Origin of the sequence: Neomegalonema perideroedes DSM 15528 (assembly GCF_000374145.1) — a bacterium.
In the GTDB taxonomy this organism is placed as follows: domain Bacteria; phylum Pseudomonadota; class Alphaproteobacteria; order Rhodobacterales; family Rhodobacteraceae; genus Neomegalonema; species Neomegalonema perideroedes.
This window is the reverse complement of sequence record NZ_KB893654.1, coordinates 505,797-518,221: the sequence shown is the minus strand read 5'-3', so window position 1 is coordinate 518,221 and position 12,425 is coordinate 505,797. Positions and strand designations below refer to the sequence as shown.

Sequence of the window (12,425 nt, the reverse complement as noted above, 5' to 3'; positions counted from 1 at the left end):
AGAGAGCGGCCGCCCGGTCATTCGACCTTCAATTCGGTGAGATTGCTGACCCATCGCGAATTATACAACGGATCGCGCAATTCGCGATGCTCGTCGCGCGGGTAGATCAGCCAAAGCGGACCTTTGTTGCTGGGCTGAAGCGCCTCGCCGTCCATATGGGTGGCGATCAGCATGTCGTAGCGCAGAACGTCCGACATGGGGATGTCCACGACGTAATCCGTGCGGCTGCCGGCCCGCGTCAAAGCGCCCTGAGCGCCCACCGCCGCCAGAAGATCGCGCAGAAGCACGCCCCGGAAGCGACGCTCTCCGTCGGTCCAGTCGGTGGTGGTGGCGAACTCCCGCTGCGGCAGCTTCTCCAGAGTGGCGAGGTCGAAGGCGCTCACGCGCTCGCTGGTGAAGGGGTCGACCCAATTGCGGCGCGCCGGCGCGCCGCCCCAGATCAGAAGCAGCGGATCGAAGCGATCGTCGGCGGGCAAAGGCAGCGCAAGCAGTTCGGCTGCGGGAATCGAGGTGGGGCGCGCGTCGGGGCGCATCGCCGCATAGACGGCTCCCCCTATCAGGAGCGCCCCTAAGGCTCCCATCAGCCAGCTTCTCATTCGGGCGTCTCGTAAATTTTCCGTTTCACGAAACCGAGGAATGCCGAAAACTCTTCGGGATGGCAATGGGCGCGAAAGGTTGGTCGCGGCGGCTTTCGCAGATTTTCGCGAGGCTTGGCCGCGACTCAGCGGAGGTTTCGGGCGCCTTGGGTTGCATGCGCGGAGTTGCGCGCGGCGCGCGTTTCTCCCTCAGGGGGCGCGGCCCGCGCCCCCGTCGGAGCGCGAGGAGAACGGAGGAGGATTCTATGCCGCATCGCAAAAAACGCCTTGCCCTTGCGCAATATCTGAACAATACTTAAGTCCGAATTGTATCTTTCATGCTTTCGCGAGCATCTGACGCGAGAGCGGAGCTTCCGCCCGCAAGACAAACGCCGCGAATTTCAGGAGCAGACGATGACGCAGACGGCCGCCCAGAACCAGGCCCCCAGCGCCACGAAGAGCCTCGCCACGAAAGACCTCTACGAGGTCGGAGAGATTCCGCCCCTCGGCCATACGCCGTCCAAAATGTACGCTTGGGCGATTCGCCGCGAGCGCCATGGCGAGCCGGAGAAATCCTTCGCCCTCGAGGTCGTCGAGACTCCGAAGATCGACAGCAACGAGGTGCTGATCCTCGTCATGGCCGCCGGCGTGAACTTCAACGGCGTCTGGGCGGGTTTGGGCGTGCCCATCTCGCCCTTCGACGTGCATAAGGCTCCCTATCACATCGCCGGCTCCGACGCCTCGGGGATCGTCTGGGCGGTGGGCGACAAGGTGACGCGCTGGAAGGTCGGCGACGAGGTCGTCGTCCATTGCAATCAGACCGACGGTGACGACGAGGAGTGCAACGGCGGAGATCCGATGTTCTCCTCCAGCCAGCGCATCTGGGGCTATGAGACGCCGGACGGCAGCTTCGCCCAATTCGCCCGCGTCCAGAGCCAGCAGCTCATGCCGCGCCCCAAGCATCTGACTTGGGAGGAATCGGCCTGCTACACCCTGACCCTCGCCACGGCCTACCGCATGCTCTTCGGCCATCGCCCGCATATCCTGCGGCCGGGCCAGAACGTGCTGGTCTGGGGCGCGACGGGCGGCCTCGGCTCCATGGCGATCCAGCTGATCAACACCGCGGGCGCCAACGCCATCGGCATGATCTCCGAGGAATCCAAGCGCGAATTCGCCATGAGCCTCGGCTGCCGCGGCGTGATCAACCGCAAGGACTTCAGCTGCTGGGGCCAGATGCCCACGGTGAACACCCCCGAATATAACGAATGGCTCAAAGAGGCCCGCCGCTTCGGCAAGGCCATCTGGGACATCACCGGCAAGGGCAACAACGTCGATTTCGTCTTCGAGCATCCCGGCGAGGCGACCTTCCCGGTCTCGCTGCTGGTGGTGAAGCGCGGCGGCATGGTGGTGATCTGCGCCGGAACCTCCGGCTATAACCTCACGCTCGACGCGCGTTATCTCTGGATGCATCAGAAGCGCGTCCAGGGCTCGCATTTCGCGAACCTGCTCCAGGCCTCTCAGGCGAACCAGCTCATGATCGAGCGGCGAATCGACCCCTGCATGTCCGAGGTCTTCCCCTGGGACGAGATTCCTCAGGCCCACACCAAGATGCTCCGCAACCAGCATAAGCCCGGCAACATGGCCGTGCTGGTCTCGGCCCCGGTCACGGGCCTGCGGACCTATGAAGACGTTCTGGAGGCCTCCGCCGCCCGCTGAGGGCGCGGAGCGAATTCAGAACCGGAATTCAGATGAAGAACGGGCGCGGGGCTTCGGCTCCGCGCCCTTCGCGTTTCAGAAGGAGGGCGGCGGGAGGAAGGCGGCGCGCCCCGCCGCTCCCTCTCCCGGTTTCGGAAAGCGCCGGTCCGGCAAGAAAAAACGCGCCCCTTTTTCAAGGGGCGCGCAGTCGGCTCAAGCTTCGCCGCGTTGCGAGGGAAAGCGAAGCGCTGAGCTGAGCAAGATCAGAAGTTGAAGGACCAATCGCCGAAGTTCAGCATCGAGCTGTTGCCGAAGCCGCCGCCGAAGTTGCCGCCCCAGCCGTTGCCGAAGCCGCCGCCCCAGCCGCCGCCGAAATCACTGCCGAAATCGTCGCCCCAGCCGCCGCCGAAGCTCGGGAACCCGCCCCAGCCGCCGCCGCCGAAGCTCGGCGCGCCGCCGCCCCAGCCGCCGCCGGGGAACCCGCCCCAGCCGCCGCCCGGGAAGCCGCCGACCGGGTAGAACCCGCCCGCCGGGTAGAAGCCGCCGCTGGGGTATCCGCCCCAGTTGTTGCCGATGCTGTTCAGCGAGCTGGCGAGGCTGTTGATCGCGCTGCCGTTGGCTTCGGCCTGAGAACCGATCTGGTTCAGAGCGCCGCCGAGGTTCTGCTCAAGGCCGGCGAGGCGGCGCGCGAGGATGGTGTCGTTGCGCAGGCCGCGCTGCTGGCCCTGGGCGATGGTGCTGATGCCCTGGTTCAGGCCCTGGATGCCCTGATTGACGCCGTTCATGCCCTCGCCGAGCTGCTGCACGCCCTGGGCGGCGCCCTGCGTGAGCTGGGAGAGCTGCTGAACCTGCGCGCCAAGCTGCTGATTCTGCTGGACGAGCGCGTTGACCGCTTCCTCAAACTGCTGAGGATGGACGCTCGGCTGCTGCTGAACGGGAGGCTGCTGGTGGACTTGAGTCGACCGTCCGCCGCCGAAGAGCGCGCCCAAAAGACCTAAGGTCATGATCATTACCCCTGAAGATGCTGTTTTCCGGCCGCATCGAAAAATCATCACAGAAAGACTTTCCGAGCAAGCTTGTGCCATTATGCTACGAAATTGTCCTATTTCAAGAGAAATATAACCAGAGGCATCCTATTTTTGTCGTTAATTTACAATATCAGGATTATTAAAGGAGCCTCGGAACACAATCAGTCTTTGTATGGAACAATTACCTTGAAATCCTCAGAGAGAAACGCCATAATCGGGGACAAGTTCGAAAGGATGACCCCATGCCCGCCCGATTCCTCAGCAAAAGCGCGCTTCGCCTGACGGCCCTGTCGGCCGCCGCTCTTCTTGCGGCGTCGGTTTCGGCGGCTCAGGCCCGCGCCGACGCGGATCAGGGTTCGGCTTGGCTCGCCCGCGCCATGGCGGCGCAAGAGGCTCCGGCCCCGGCGGCGCAGCCGCAGGCCGAGACTCAGACGGGGGCTCCGGCCTCCTCGGCGGAGGCTTGGGCGCCGCGCGCGGTGCAGGCGGGCCTGCGCCCGGCCTGGATGGAGGAGCGCTTCAGCCTCTCCATTCAGGAGCATCCGCTGGGCGAGGTGCTTTCGGAGTTCGCCGCCGCCGCCGGAGCGCCTTTGCGCCTCAGCGAGGGGGCGCCGAAAGACGCTTTGGTCAGCGGCCGCTTCGAAGACGTGAGCGGCGCCGAATTCCTCGACCGCCTCGCGCGGGACAATGGTCTCGACTGGCGTCAGGACGGCGGCGTGATCGAAGTCAGCGGAGTCGGCGAGCGCGTGACGCGGCTGGCGGCGCTGAAAGGGGTCTCGGTGGTGGATCTGGAGCGGACCATGCGTCGGCTCGGGATTTGGGAGGATAAATTCCGCCCGAAGGTCGTGGACGGGGCTCTGGCCCATATCAACGCCCCGCCCCGCTACGTCGCCTCTCTGGAGGTCGTGCTGGAGGAGATGGTCGCCGCCCGCGCGCAGGCTCAGGCGGAAGCCGAAGCCGCTCAGGCTCAGGCCGAAGCCGAGGCCGCCAAAGCCGAGGCCGCCCGCGAGGCCGAACAGGTTCGGCTGAAGGCCGAATACGAAGCGCAGCAGGCCAAGGCCAAAGCCGAAGCCGAAGCGCGGCAGGCCCGCCTCGACGCCGAGGCCCGCGAAAGGGCCTGGCGCGCCGCTCAACCCCCGCGCGTGGTGCGCGGCGGGGCTTGGAATTGAGGAACGCCATGGCGAACGCTCCAGCCGCATGGGCCTTTCAGCCCGCCTGGGGATCGCCGCAGGCGAAGGCGGAGCGCCCCGAGGCGCCCCCGCCGGAGGATCTGCGCCTGATGGCCGAAGTCGGCTTTCTGGCGATCAGAGAGGAGAAGGGCGCGGCTCTGCGCCCGGTCTTCGAGATGCTGGACGCGCTCCAGCCCGACAACGCCGCAGGCGCCATTGGTTTGGCGATGATCGAAGCGGCGGCCGGGCGCGAACGCGAGGCCCTCGCTCTGCTGCGCCGCGCGATTCTGACGCGCAAGCGCTCGGTGCGGGAGGCGAAGGCGGCCTTTTGCGCTCTGGCTTCGGCCTTCGGGCGCGAATCCGAGGCGCTGCAATGGCGGCGCGAACTTTTGCGGGGCCCCGACGGCGGGGCTCGGCGACTGGCTGCGGCGCCTGTGGCGCGACGCAGGAAATGACTCCGGCCGCGCCAGAGGCGCGGCCCGGAAAACGACGATGGAAGGACCAAGGGGATGAACGGAATCAATGGGCTGGGCGGATTCGCCCCGAGCGCGCAGATCGGAGGAGCCGGGGCGGTCGCCCCTGTGGATTCTCAGGGTCAGGAGGCCGCCGCGGCCGAAGGCGCGAAGTTTCAGCAGGCTCTCCAGAGCCAGGGCCTCAAGATGGGCACCTTCGTGATGAGCTACATCATGAACGACATCCTTGAGCAGCTCATGAAAGATCCCAACGATCCGTCGGCCGTCTGAGGCCCTTCGGTTCTTCATCGAGATGAGGCCTTCAGGCCTCCAGCCATAGAGTCGAGGACGAATTCAGATGACCCAAGCCCAAGCCCTGACGCCCGAGGAAGAGGAGGCGGCCCGCGCGGCCGGCGCTCTTCGCCTCGTCGCGCGTCTGGCGCGGAGCTTCGCGGTCACCGGCGCGCTGCGCGTCGTCCTCGACTCGATCACTCGCCCCAAGGCGCGCGGCGCCGCCCCTAACGACAGGCGGGCGCCATTCTCCCATGACGAAGCGTCCTTCATCCTGAAGGCGCCTTTGCGGCTCTCAGGCCACCGGGCCGGCGGAGCGGGAGGAGGCGGCCCGCCTCACGAGATCATGGCTGCGCGCGCCCAGCGCGTCCGTTTCTCCGGAGTTTGCGCAATGCGGCTTCAGGGTGCGGGAGGTTCGCAATCCGTGCGTATGGCCGACCGGCTCCCCTGCGGTCGGCCAACCTCTTTCTAGGGCTTCGGCCGCCGCGACGTTCCTTCCAAGGATTTCCGCAGGCCGGGAGCCGCGCCGGGCGGCGCTGAAACCGCCCCGACATCTTCGGACTTCAACGCTCGTCCTCAGGAGGCTTTTCCTATGGCCATGACCATCGCTCCCGTCTCCTTCAATCCTCAGGCGGCGGCCTCGCCCGCCGCGAGCCTGACGAGCGCTCAGGGCCTTTCCGTGGCCTTCCAGCCGCAGCAGGGCGCCGGACCTCAGAGCGCCTCGGGCGCGCAGAGCTCCGCGGCTCCGCTCTCTTCGCTTGGCTCGGATCTTGCTCAGCGCCTTGAAGCGTTCGACAAGACCCGCCTCGATTCGCGCAAGGCCTCCGAGGCCGCCGCGAAGGATCTGGCGCAAGGCCCCGCCTCCGCCGGAACCTCCGGAGAGGCCGCCTACGCCAAGGCGCGGGCCGAATTGGCCGCCGGACCGGCCTCGCTGCGCGCGGGCGCGGCTCAGACGACCTCGCCGGGCGCGGCGGCGGCGAATTCCGGGCTCTACGACCGCGCTTTCGACGCGATGCGCCAGTCCTTCGACTACGCGATCGAAACGCAGATGGTCGTCAAGACCGGCTCGCAATTCGCTTCGTCGCTCAATCAGCTCATGCGCGGCCAGTAAGGCCCCGTTCAGGAGGCCGACATGCTCAAATTCAGCAAGCCCGCTCTGATCTTCGCCGCCGCGCTGGCCCTCTCCGGCTGCAAGACGGATCTCTACGCCGGGCTCTCGCAGCGCGACGCCAATGAAATGGCCGCCGCGCTGATGCAGGCCGGAATCCCCGCCGAGCGCCGCACGGTCAAGGCGGGCGAATTCACCATCCGCGTCGACGAGGCCCATTTCGCTCAGGCCATGCAGGTTCTGGAGACCCGCGGCCTGCCCCGCGAGCGCTTCAAGGAGTTCGGCGAGATCTTCGCCGGCGACAGCTTCATCCCCACCCCCACCGAAGAGCGGGCGCGGATGATCTACGCCCGCAATCAGGAGCTTTCGCGCACCGTCTCGGAGATCGAGGGCGTGATCCGCGCCCGCGTGCATCTGGTCTTGCCCGAGCGCGACCCGCTCGCGCGCGAGGTGCGTCCGGCCTCGGCCTCGGTGGCGATCCATTACGCCCCGAACACCGACGTCGAGGGCTTGGCGCCGCGCATCAAGCTGCTCATCGCCAACAGCGTCGAGGGGCTGGCCTACGAACGCGTCTCGGTGGCCTTCTTCCCCTACACCGGCGCGGGCGGCGCGACGCTCGACGCCGCCGGGACCGGCGTCATGAACGCCGCCGTGATCGGCGGAGAGCCCAAGCGGGCCATGTCTCTGGTTCTGGCGCTCGGCGCGGCCCTGCTCGGCGCTCTGGCGCTGACCTTCCAGACCGGATCCCGGCGCGGCGGGCGCGACCGGCGATGACCCCCGAACAAATCGACGTCCGCAGAGCGGCGGCCCTTGAGGCCGTGGCTCTGCGCCGCGTGGCCCGCGCCGCCGAGGCCCGCGCCGCGCCCGAGCTTCTCGCTCAGTCGACGCCCCCCGCCTTCGGAGAAGAGGCCGCGCGGCGGCTTCTGGCCGAGCCGCGCTTCCGCAAGCGTCTGGGCGCGCGTCTGGCGCGCCTGACCGGCGTGGGGGCTCCGCCTTGGACCGCCAGCCCCGGCGCCCTCGCCGTTTTGGAGATGGACGCGCCTCAAATCGAAACGCTGCGTCTCGATTCGGGCGCCGCCCTCGAAGCCCCCGCGGTGCTGGGCCTGCTCAAGGGCGAGGAGCAAAAGCGCCTCTCCGCCGCGCTCGGCCGCGATCCGGCCGCGCCCGCCCGCCGCTACGGAGCGGCCGAATCCGAGGATGGCGCGGATTTCGCATGGCCCGATCCCGAGGATCAGCCCGAGCGTCTGACGCCGGAGGAGATCGCCGAGGCCGTCCGGCTCGCCGGGGCTCAGGCCTTCGCGGCCTGGCTGGCCGCGCAGCCGGTCTCTGTGGCGGCGCGCGTCGGGCTTCTGGCGCCTGCGGTCGCCCTCGCGGAGGCTGCGGAGGATCCCGATCTGGCGCGGCGCGGCGCGGAGCTCGTCGAGCGCATCGCCGCCGGAGCCGCCGCCTGACTCGCCGCCTGAATCGCCGCCCGCTCAGGCGCGGAGGCCGCGCGACCCAATCACCACGGGGCCTTCGGCCGATCCGAGGGATCGACGGCCGGGCCTGTTGAGGAGCCTCGCCATGTCCGACGCCATGTCCGATCAGGCGCGTCCCGCCCGCCTCGGCTTCGGGGGGGTCGGCAGACCTTCCCCGCTGCTCAAGGCCGAGAGCCTGACGCCGCTGGCCGAAGCCGAATCCGCGGCTCAGGCCGCCCGCGCCCAAGCCCAGCGCATCATCGCCGAGGCTCAGGGCCGCGCCCGCCAGATCGAGGCCGCCGCCGAAGAGGAAGGCCGCAAACGCGCCGCCGCCCTGCTCGGCGAGCGCGCCGCGCGCTCGGCGGCGGATCTTCAGGAGATGTCGCGCCATCTGCCCGAATTGGTGACCTCGGCGCTTCGGCTGCTGCTGGAGCCCGCGCCGCCCGCCGAACTCATCGCCCGCGCGGCCAAACGCGCCTTGCAGGATTTCGGCTCCGGCGCGCGGCTGACGCTCAACGTGCCCGCGCCGCTGGTCGAGGAGGTGCGCGAGCGCCTGACCCGGCTCGATCCGCATCACGCGCTCGAAGTGCGGGGCGATCCTCAGGCGCCTCCGGGCAGCTCGCTGCTGCAAACCCCCTGGGGCGACGTGGAGCTGGGCCTCGCCGCGCAGATTCAGGCGCTGGAGGCGGGTCTGCGCGCCGCGCTCGAAGCGCCCGAGCCGCCGCAGGCCGCGGGCCGCCCGAACGTCGGCCCCGATCCCTTCGAGGCCGCCCAGCATGCGCCCTCCGCCCCGCCGGGCCCTCAGCCGCAACAGGCCCAAGCTCAACAGGCTCAACCTCAGCCCCCATCTCCGGGCGGCATGACCTTCTCGCTCTCCTCCAGCTATTCGGCGAATTATCCCGGCGAGGGGGAATTGTCATGAGCGGCGGCGCGCAGGGCTTCGCCTCCGCCGCGCGGCGCATCTCCCACGCTCTGGAGACTCCCGGCGCCTTGGAGACGCGGCCTCTGATCGGGCGCGTGGCCAAGGTCTCGGGCGTTCTGGTCGAGGCGACGCTGCCGGGGGCGCGTCTGGGCGAGATCTGCGAGCTCCGCGAGCCGGGCGGCTTCGCGGAGGGCGTCCGTTACGCCGAGGTCGTCGGCCTGCGCGACGGCGCGGCGCTGCTCAGCGTCATGGGCGACATGACCGGCCTGTCGACCCGCACTCAGGCGACCCCGACCGGCGGGCCGCTCATGGCGGGCGTGGGGCCGGAATTGCTCGGCCGCGTGCTGGACGGGCTCGGCCGCCCCATCGACATGGCGACGAAAGGGCCTTTGCGGCCCTCCTCATGGCGTCCGGTCATGGCCGACGCGCCGGATCCTCTGGCGCGGGCGCCGATTCATAAGCCTCTGCCGCTCGGGATTCCCGCCTTCGACGCGCTCAACACCTGCGGCGAGGGCCAGCGCATCGGCCTCTTCGGCGAGCCGGGCGTGGGCAAATCGACCCTCATGGCGGCCATCGCCAAAGCCTCCTCGGCCGACGTGGCGGTGATCGCCCTCGTCGGCGAGCGCGGCCGCGAGGTCTCGGAGTTCATCGAGGAGGCGCTCGGGCCCGAAGGTCTGGCGCGCTCGGTGGTGGTGGCGGCCACCTCGGACCGCCCCTCCATGGAGCGCCTCAAGGCGCCTTTCGTGGCGACGGCCATCGCCGAATATTTCCGCGATCAGGGCAAGAAGGTGATCCTGCTGATGGACAGCATCACCCGCCTCGCCCGCGCCCAGCGCGAGATCGGACTCGCGGCGGGCGAGCCTCCGGCGCGGCGGGCCTTTCCGCCTTCGGTCTTCGCGCTCATGCCCCGGCTGATCGAGCGCGCGGGCGCCGCCGCCAACGGCGGATCCATTACCGCTTTCTATACGGTTCTCATGGAGGATGACGGCGTCGGCGACCCTGTGGCTGAGGAGGCCCGCGCCTTGCTGGACGGACATATCGTGCTTTCGCGCAAAATCGCCGAAGCGGGGCGTTATCCGGCCATCGACGTGCTGGCCAGCCGCAGCCGCGTCATGACCCGCGTGACCAGCGCCAAACATCGCGCCGGAGCGGATCGCCTTCGCGCTTTGCTCTCGCGCTGGAAGGACGTCGAGCTGCTGGTCCGCATGGGCGAGCATCGCCATGGCGCCGATCCTCTGGCGGACGAGGCCATCGCGAAGAAAGACGAGATCGAGAACTTCATCTACCGCTCCCTCTCCCGCCCCGCGGGCTGGGAGGAGACCCGCGCGAAGATGTTCGCCCTGACCGGCGCTCAAGGGGAGGACGCCCCGCGATGAGCCTGAACGACCTCAAGCAGATCGGCCAAATCCGCCGCGTGCGCGAAAACGCCGCCGAGCAACGCTTCCAAAGCGCGAAATCCCGCGTCGAGCAGGCCGAGCAGGACGTCCGCAAGGCGGAGACGGCCTTGACGAAATTCGACGGCCGTCTGGAGCAGCGCATGCGCGAATTCCACGACGCGGCGCTGAAGGGCAAGCCCGTCGGCGCCATGGAGGGCGCGCAGAACTTCCACAGCGACCTCATGCGCGAACGCGAGGGCTACGCCCGCCAGATCGCCATGGCCCGCCTCGAGGTGCGCCGCGCCGGAGAAGCCGCCGAGCGCGCCCGCCGCGATTGGGCGACCGCCCACGCCAAGACCGAAACCACTCAGACCGCCGCTCAGGAGGCGCGCATGGATCTGCGCCGCGTCTCCGAAAAGCGTCAGGAGCAGGATCTCGACGAACTCGCCACCGGGCGCTCCTTCGCGCGCGGCGGGGGAGCGGGCGGAGCAGGCGGAGGAGTGGGCGGCGGGGCCTCGGGAACGGGCCGTGCGTCATGAATCTCCGCGCCTCGCGTCCGAATTTTCAGCCCTATCCTTATCCCCGCCTCACGCCGCGCGAAGCGGACCGGGCGCGCCTGCGCGCTCTTCCGCGCCGGCCTCTGGTCCTCGAAGATCCGCCGCTGACCCTGACTCTGACCGGCGGCCCCGCCGCCGAGGCCGAGCCGGAGCGCCTGCATCTGCACGGCGAATGCGGCGGGACGCCCTTTCGGCTGGCCCTGCCGCGCGGATTGATCGAGGCCCTCATGCGCGAGGGCGATCCGGAGCATGATCCGGCGGAGCTGGACGCCGAAAGCGGCGCGCTTCTGGTCGAGCTGGGGCTCTTGCCCGCGATTCAGGCTTTGGAAGCCCGCCTCGGCGTGAGCCTCGCCCTGACGAAGCTCGCCCCGGCCGCCCCGACCGGCACGAAATATCAACGCCTCGACGCGATGGTGGAGGGATTCGGGGAAGCCTGGCCCGCGACGCTCTACGCGCCGCCGGATCTGACCGCCGCCTTCGAAGCGCTCTGGGAGGCTCAGGAGCCGCAGGATTCTCCCGCGCACGCCGCCGCCGCGGTCGTGATCGCGGCGCGGATCGGCGCCTCGCGTCTGCCGCGGGGCGCGCCCATGGCGGTCGGAGACGTGGTGCTGGTCGAAAGCTTCGCCCCCGGACGAGCGGCCCTGATCGTCTTCGGCGAACGCGCCGCGGCGCCGGGCCAATTCAACCCCAAAGGCGAGGTCGGGGCCACAGGGCCGGCCAGCTTCGAGCTGGCGCGGCGATATGAGGAGTTGGTGATGGCGGACGCGTCCCAAGGCGGCTTCGTGGCGGACGACGCCACGCTGGATGACATCCCGGTGCGGCTGGTCTTCGAGGTGGGGCGGGTCTCGCTTCCCTGGAGCGATCTGCGGGGTCTGGGCGTCGGCTCGGCGATCCCGATCAACCGCGCCCCGGACGGCGCCGTCGACGTGATGGTCGAGGGCCGCCGCATCGCTCAGGGCCAGGTGGTGATGATCGGCGAGAGCGTCGGCGTGCGTCTGACGCGGATCTTCTCCTGATCTCCGCCCCAGAGCCCCCGGCGCCCCCAAACCCTTAAGGCTCCCCGAGAGGTTTCCCAGAACGCTTCCCGAGACGCCCCCCGATCCGGAGCTTCGTCCATGCCCGAGCTCAGCTCGAACATCGTTTCGCTCATCGTCGTCACCATGGCGGTGGGCATGCTCTCCTTCGTCGCGGTGGCGACGACCGCCTTCGCCAAGATCTCGGTGGTGCTGCTTCTGGTGCGCAACGCGCTCGGCATTCAGCAGACTCCGCCGAACATGGTGCTTTACGGCATTTCGGCGATCCTCTCGGTCTATATCGCGGCGCCGGTGGCTCTGGCGGTGCGCGACCACATCATGGCGCCGGGCGTCGAGCTGACGAGCGTCGCGCAATGGACCGAGGCCCTCGACCGCGCCAAAGAGCCCATGCGCGACTTCCTGCTGCAACATGCGCGGCTGGAGGACCGGGCCTTCTTCCTCTCCGCCGCGGCGCGGGTCTGGTCGCCGGAGGCTCAGGCGGCCACCACCGATTCCGATCTGATCATTCTGATTCCCGCCTTCCTCGTCTCGGAGCTGACCCGCGCCTTCGAGATCGGCTTTCTGCTTTATCTGCCCTTCCTGGCGGTGGATCTGGTGGTTTCGGCGGTGCTGATGTCTCTGGGCATGATGATGGTCTCGCCGCAGACCATGGCGGTGCCTTTCAAGCTTTTCCTCTTCGTGGTGGTGGACGGCTGGGCGCGGCTCGTGCAGGGCCTTGTGTTGAGTTACGCCCCCGCCGTCGGCGGCGGCGGTTAGGAGATTCC

At 68.9% G+C, this 12,425-nt stretch carries 14 protein-coding genes; 12 read left to right on the top strand and 2 right to left on the bottom strand.

The features are described 5' to 3' along the window. Positions 1 to 17 precede the first annotated feature (17 nt). Positions 18 to 596: a molybdopterin-dependent oxidoreductase gene (locus tag B161_RS18885; RefSeq protein ID WP_083922948.1), complete on the bottom strand. Its 579-nt coding sequence runs from the start codon at positions 594 to 596 to the stop codon at positions 18 to 20. Between the two features lie 393 nt (positions 597 to 989). Between B161_RS18885 and ccrA the strand changes: the two genes are divergently transcribed. Then, entirely contained in the window at positions 990 to 2,291 is a 1,302-nt protein-coding gene (gene ccrA / locus B161_RS0109570; RefSeq protein WP_018633173.1) for a crotonyl-CoA carboxylase/reductase, read from the top strand. 242 nt (positions 2,292 to 2,533) lie between these two features. Here the strand turns inward: ccrA and B161_RS18880 are convergent, their stop codons facing one another. Then, positions 2,534 to 3,274, bottom strand: a complete 741-nt coding sequence (locus tag B161_RS18880; RefSeq protein ID WP_157755597.1) for a hypothetical protein — start codon at positions 3,272 to 3,274, stop codon at positions 2,534 to 2,536. Between the two features lie 266 nt (positions 3,275 to 3,540). Here B161_RS18880 and B161_RS0109560 point away from each other — a divergent pair, with 266 nt between their 5' ends. The 11 genes from B161_RS0109560 to sctR all read left to right on the top strand — a co-directional run bounded on the left by B161_RS0109560 (position 3,541) and on the right by sctR (position 12,417). Next, complete coding sequence (locus tag B161_RS0109560) at positions 3,541 to 4,464, top strand: hypothetical protein (protein WP_018633171.1); 924 nt, start codon at positions 3,541 to 3,543, stop codon at positions 4,462 to 4,464. 8 nt (positions 4,465 to 4,472) lie between these two features. Next, a complete protein-coding gene (locus B161_RS0109555; protein WP_018633170.1) occupies positions 4,473 to 4,919 on the top strand; it encodes a hypothetical protein in 447 nt (148 codons plus the stop codon). Between the two features lie 54 nt (positions 4,920 to 4,973). After that, positions 4,974 to 5,207, top strand: a complete 234-nt coding sequence (locus B161_RS0109550; RefSeq protein ID WP_018633169.1) for a hypothetical protein — start codon at positions 4,974 to 4,976, stop codon at positions 5,205 to 5,207. A gap of 592 nt (positions 5,208 to 5,799) precedes the next feature. Beyond that, positions 5,800 to 6,318: a hypothetical protein gene (locus B161_RS0109540; RefSeq protein WP_018633167.1), complete on the top strand. Its 519-nt coding sequence runs from the start codon at positions 5,800 to 5,802 to the stop codon at positions 6,316 to 6,318. Positions 6,319 to 6,339: 21 nt separating this feature from the next. Next, on the top strand, positions 6,340 to 7,089 hold the full coding sequence (sctJ, locus tag B161_RS17670) for a type III secretion system inner membrane ring lipoprotein SctJ (protein WP_018633166.1): 750 nt from the start codon (positions 6,340 to 6,342) through the stop codon (positions 7,087 to 7,089). Beyond that, a complete protein-coding gene (locus B161_RS0109530) occupies positions 7,086 to 7,766 on the top strand; it encodes a hypothetical protein (RefSeq protein ID WP_018633165.1) in 681 nt (226 codons plus the stop codon). Before sctJ ends, B161_RS0109530 begins: the two co-directional genes overlap by 4 nt. A gap of 112 nt (positions 7,767 to 7,878) precedes the next feature. Next, positions 7,879 to 8,694, top strand: coding sequence for an HrpE/YscL family type III secretion apparatus protein (locus tag B161_RS0109525; RefSeq protein ID WP_018633164.1), 816 nt, complete (start codon positions 7,879 to 7,881; stop codon positions 8,692 to 8,694). Beyond that, on the top strand, positions 8,691 to 10,070 hold the full coding sequence (locus B161_RS0109520) for a FliI/YscN family ATPase (RefSeq protein WP_018633163.1): 1,380 nt from the start codon (positions 8,691 to 8,693) through the stop codon (positions 10,068 to 10,070). Before B161_RS0109525 ends, B161_RS0109520 begins: the two co-directional genes overlap by 4 nt. Continuing rightward, positions 10,067 to 10,609, top strand: coding sequence for a hypothetical protein (locus B161_RS0109515; RefSeq protein ID WP_018633162.1), 543 nt, complete (start codon positions 10,067 to 10,069; stop codon positions 10,607 to 10,609). Before B161_RS0109520 ends, B161_RS0109515 begins: the two co-directional genes overlap by 4 nt. After that, a complete protein-coding gene (locus B161_RS0109510; RefSeq protein WP_018633161.1) occupies positions 10,606 to 11,643 on the top strand; it encodes a FliM/FliN family flagellar motor switch protein in 1,038 nt (345 codons plus the stop codon). The genes B161_RS0109515 and B161_RS0109510 overlap by 4 nt, the downstream gene beginning before the upstream one ends. 99 nt (positions 11,644 to 11,742) lie before the next feature. Next, positions 11,743 to 12,417, top strand: a complete 675-nt coding sequence (gene sctR, locus B161_RS0109505; RefSeq protein WP_018633160.1) for a type III secretion system export apparatus subunit SctR — start codon at positions 11,743 to 11,745, stop codon at positions 12,415 to 12,417. Positions 12,418 to 12,425 lie beyond the last annotated feature (8 nt).

What these genes read in the sequence shown, in the direction of transcription:
- B161_RS18885 (WP_083922948.1), bottom strand. Translation starts at nt 596, where the DNA reads ATGAGAAGCTGGCTGATGGGAGCCTTAGGGGCGCTCCTGATAGGGGGA.
- ccrA (WP_018633173.1), top strand. Translation starts at nt 990, where the DNA reads ATGACGCAGACGGCCGCCCAGAACCAGGCCCCCAGCGCCACGAAGAGC.
- B161_RS18880 (WP_157755597.1), bottom strand. Translation starts at nt 3,274, where the DNA reads ATGACCTTAGGTCTTTTGGGCGCGCTCTTCGGCGGCGGACGGTCGACT.
- B161_RS0109560 (WP_018633171.1), top strand. Translation starts at nt 3,541, where the DNA reads ATGCCCGCCCGATTCCTCAGCAAAAGCGCGCTTCGCCTGACGGCCCTG.
- B161_RS0109555 (WP_018633170.1), top strand. Translation starts at nt 4,473, where the DNA reads ATGGCGAACGCTCCAGCCGCATGGGCCTTTCAGCCCGCCTGGGGATCG.
- B161_RS0109550 (WP_018633169.1), top strand. Translation starts at nt 4,974, where the DNA reads ATGAACGGAATCAATGGGCTGGGCGGATTCGCCCCGAGCGCGCAGATC.
- B161_RS0109540 (WP_018633167.1), top strand. Translation starts at nt 5,800, where the DNA reads ATGGCCATGACCATCGCTCCCGTCTCCTTCAATCCTCAGGCGGCGGCC.
- sctJ (WP_018633166.1), top strand. Translation starts at nt 6,340, where the DNA reads ATGCTCAAATTCAGCAAGCCCGCTCTGATCTTCGCCGCCGCGCTGGCC.
- B161_RS0109530 (WP_018633165.1), top strand. Translation starts at nt 7,086, where the DNA reads ATGACCCCCGAACAAATCGACGTCCGCAGAGCGGCGGCCCTTGAGGCC.
- B161_RS0109525 (WP_018633164.1), top strand. Translation starts at nt 7,879, where the DNA reads ATGTCCGACGCCATGTCCGATCAGGCGCGTCCCGCCCGCCTCGGCTTC.
- B161_RS0109520 (WP_018633163.1), top strand. Translation starts at nt 8,691, where the DNA reads ATGAGCGGCGGCGCGCAGGGCTTCGCCTCCGCCGCGCGGCGCATCTCC.
- B161_RS0109515 (WP_018633162.1), top strand. Translation starts at nt 10,067, where the DNA reads ATGAGCCTGAACGACCTCAAGCAGATCGGCCAAATCCGCCGCGTGCGC.
- B161_RS0109510 (WP_018633161.1), top strand. Translation starts at nt 10,606, where the DNA reads ATGAATCTCCGCGCCTCGCGTCCGAATTTTCAGCCCTATCCTTATCCC.
- sctR (WP_018633160.1), top strand. Translation starts at nt 11,743, where the DNA reads ATGCCCGAGCTCAGCTCGAACATCGTTTCGCTCATCGTCGTCACCATG.